This window comes from Mesorhizobium sp. M2A.F.Ca.ET.037.01.1.1, from assembly GCF_003998075.1.
GTDB lineage: Bacteria > Pseudomonadota > Alphaproteobacteria > Rhizobiales > Rhizobiaceae > Mesorhizobium.
In genome coordinates, this window is the sequence record NZ_RZSA01000867.1 from 1 (window position 1) to 2,852 (window position 2,852).

Sequence of the window (2,852 nt, forward strand, 5' to 3'; positions counted from 1 at the left end):
GAATAGAAACGCGCAGACATGGTGACCCTCAAGCCTCGTGGAGAAAGCATCGAGGGATGCTATCAGCTTTTGTAAGCCATCGCACGTTGATCTGCCGGCGCGCCCGGGTCAATCAGCCAGCCGCACCATCAGGCGGCCGCCGCCACCGGCAGGCTGGCCGCTTTCCATTCCGGCATCCTGTCCTCGAGGCGGCGCGCGGAACGCCCCAGTTACCGGTTTTGCCATTCTCAAACCCTTTTCCGAAAACTTTCCAAGCGTCTACTATGTGCACATGCACGGGACTCGCATCGCTTTTGGTCCGTTCGTACTCGATCCCGACACCGGGACGCTCCTTAAAGAGCGCATCACGATCGCCGTTGGGCATCGTGGGCTGACGTTGCTTGCCGCGCTTGCGGCACGGCCCGGCGAAATCGTGACCAAGGCTGAGCTGATGGACGCTGCCTGGCCGGGCACCGCCGTTGAGGAAGGCAACCTTACCGTCCAGATCGCGACACTAAGAAAGGTTCTTGGTCCGGCTGACAACGGCGGCGAGTGGATCGCCACTGTGCCTCGCGTCGGCTACCGCTTCACCGGGACGATTGAGCCGGTGGCGAGCACACCCTCCAAACCGATGCCGGCATCCGGCAAACCGTCGATTGCGGTGCTGCCCTTTGCCAATTTGGGCGGCGATCAGGACCAGCAATATCTCAGTGACGGCATAACCGAGGACATAATCACGGAGCTGGCCAGATTTCGCTCCCTCCTCGTCATCGCACGCAACTCGTCTTTTCAGTTTCGCCATCCGGCACCGGACATCGCTGAAGTCCGTCGCAAACTCGGGGTTCGCTACCTCGTCGAAGGCAGCATACGAAAGCTCGGCGATCGCATTCGCATCACCACACAATTGATTGACGCCGCCACCGGCACCCACCTGTGGGCCCAACGGTACGACCGGGCCCTCAACGACATCTTCACATTGCAAGACGAGGTTGCCGCGCTCATCGCCTCAATGGTCGAAGGCCAAACGGAGGCCGACTCGGCAGGACGCTCCAGGCGCAAGCCTCCAGCCGATTGGGATGCATACGACTACTATCTGCAAGGGCGCGCGCTCTTCCATAGATATGAACTGGACAAGTCCGAGCCGCTGTTCGTTCGGTGTGTCGAGCTCGATGCGACATTCGCTCAAGGCCACGCCTTCCTCGCCCAGGCCCTCGTTGGCAGATTTTGGTACGACAACGATCCCCGCACGCTGCAGAACGCCTGGGACTCGGCACGAGCGGCGCTCGCTCTCGACAGGAGTGACGGCGTGTGTCACCAGAGCATGGGGCTGGTGCTTACGCATATGCGCCAGCACAGCGATGCGGGAATGCATTTCGAGCGAGCACGCTCGTTGAACCCGCTCGACGTGAACATAGCAGGGGATTACGCGAGCTGGCTCAATTACGGCGGTCGGGCCGAGACGGCACTCAACGTGCTCGAAAGTGCGCTGCTGCGCGACCCGTTGCCTCCGACATGGTTTTGGGAGGTGAAGGGCAGCTCCCTTTTCCTGCTTGGCAAGTACTCGGAAGCCGTCGGTTCGTATCAGAAGGCCGGAGACCATTTCTTCACTCATGCCTTCCTCGCGGCGACTTACGCGCATTTGGGCGAGATGGAGAAGGCGCGCGCTGAAGTCGAGGAAACACTGGTGAGGAAACACGACGTGACTGTTCGGCTGATTTCAGGTCTCCCGTTCGCCGACCCGGTCGCTCTCGAGCTTTTCACATCAGGCTTCAGAAAGGCCGGTTTTCCAGTGTGAACGCCACCGCCGTCGCGCTCGGCCTCAAGGCCAACTGGAAGCAGTTTTCGCTGCTGGTGCTGATCAACGCCTTCGTTGGCGGGATGGTGGGCATCGAGCGGACCGTCGTGCCGCTGATCGGCGCGGAGGAATTCGGCGTCGCTTCCAGCACGCTTATCGTCTCCTTCATCGTCAGCTTCGGCGTGGTCAAGGCCTGCGCCAACCTCGTCTCCGGCCAGCTTGCCGACACATGGGGCCGCAAGCGCGTGCTGGTCCTCGGCTGGCTGTTCGGCCTGCCGGTGCCCTTCATCATCATCTGGGCTCCGAACTGGGGCTGGATCGTGGCCGCCAACGCGCTGCTCGGCATCAACCAAGGGCTCGCCTGGTCGATGACGGTGATCATGAAGGTCGATCTGGTCGGGCCGAAATCGCGGGGACTGGCCGTCGGCCTCAACGAGTTCGCCGGCTATCTCGCCGTCGGCATCACCGCCTTCCTCACCGGCTATCTCGCCAGCCGCTACGGGCTGCGGCCAGTGCCGATCTATCTCGGCGTCGTCTACGCGATCCTGGGTGCGGCGCTGTCGATCCTGCTGGTGCGCGACACACGCGGGCATGTGGAGCTGGAACTGGCTAATCACCCAAGACAGTCTTCGCCGCTCAGCTTCCGTGAGATCTTCATGCTGACCTCGTTCGGGGACCGTAACCTGTTCGCCGCCTCCCAGGCCGGCCTGGTGAACAATCTGAATGACGGCATGAGCTGGGGGCTGTTCCCGCTCTTCTTCGTCGCCAACGGGCTGGGGGTCGAGCGCATCGGCATCCTCAAAGCGGTCTATCCGGCGGTGTGGGGCATCCTGCAGGTCGCAACCGGGCCGCTCAGCGACCGGTGGGGCCGCAAGGGCCTGATCGTCGCCGGCATGTGGGTGCAGGCGGCGGGACTTCTCTTGACCGCCATGACGCGCGATTTCGGCTGGTGGCTGCTGGCGAGCCTGCTGCTCGGTCTCGGCACGGCGATGGTCTACCCAAGCCTGATCGCGGCCGTTTCGGACGCCTCGCATCCATCGTGGCGGGCGCGCTCGCTCAGCGTCTACCGCTTCTGGCG

The 2,852-nt window shown here is 62.7% G+C and carries 2 protein-coding genes; both read left to right on the forward strand.

Translation table 11 applies throughout. The features are described 5' to 3' along the window. Positions 1-37: 37 nt before the first annotated feature. The gene (locus EOA27_RS30415) at positions 38-1,774 is read left to right on the forward strand and encodes a winged helix-turn-helix domain-containing protein (protein WP_245467095.1); all 1,737 of its coding nucleotides are present in this window, start codon (positions 38-40) and stop codon (positions 1,772-1,774) included. Continuing rightward, positions 1,771-2,852: MFS transporter (locus tag EOA27_RS30420; protein ID WP_145970626.1), on the forward strand; the 1,082-nt coding region annotated here is incomplete at its 3' end. The genes EOA27_RS30415 and EOA27_RS30420, both read left to right, overlap by 4 nt.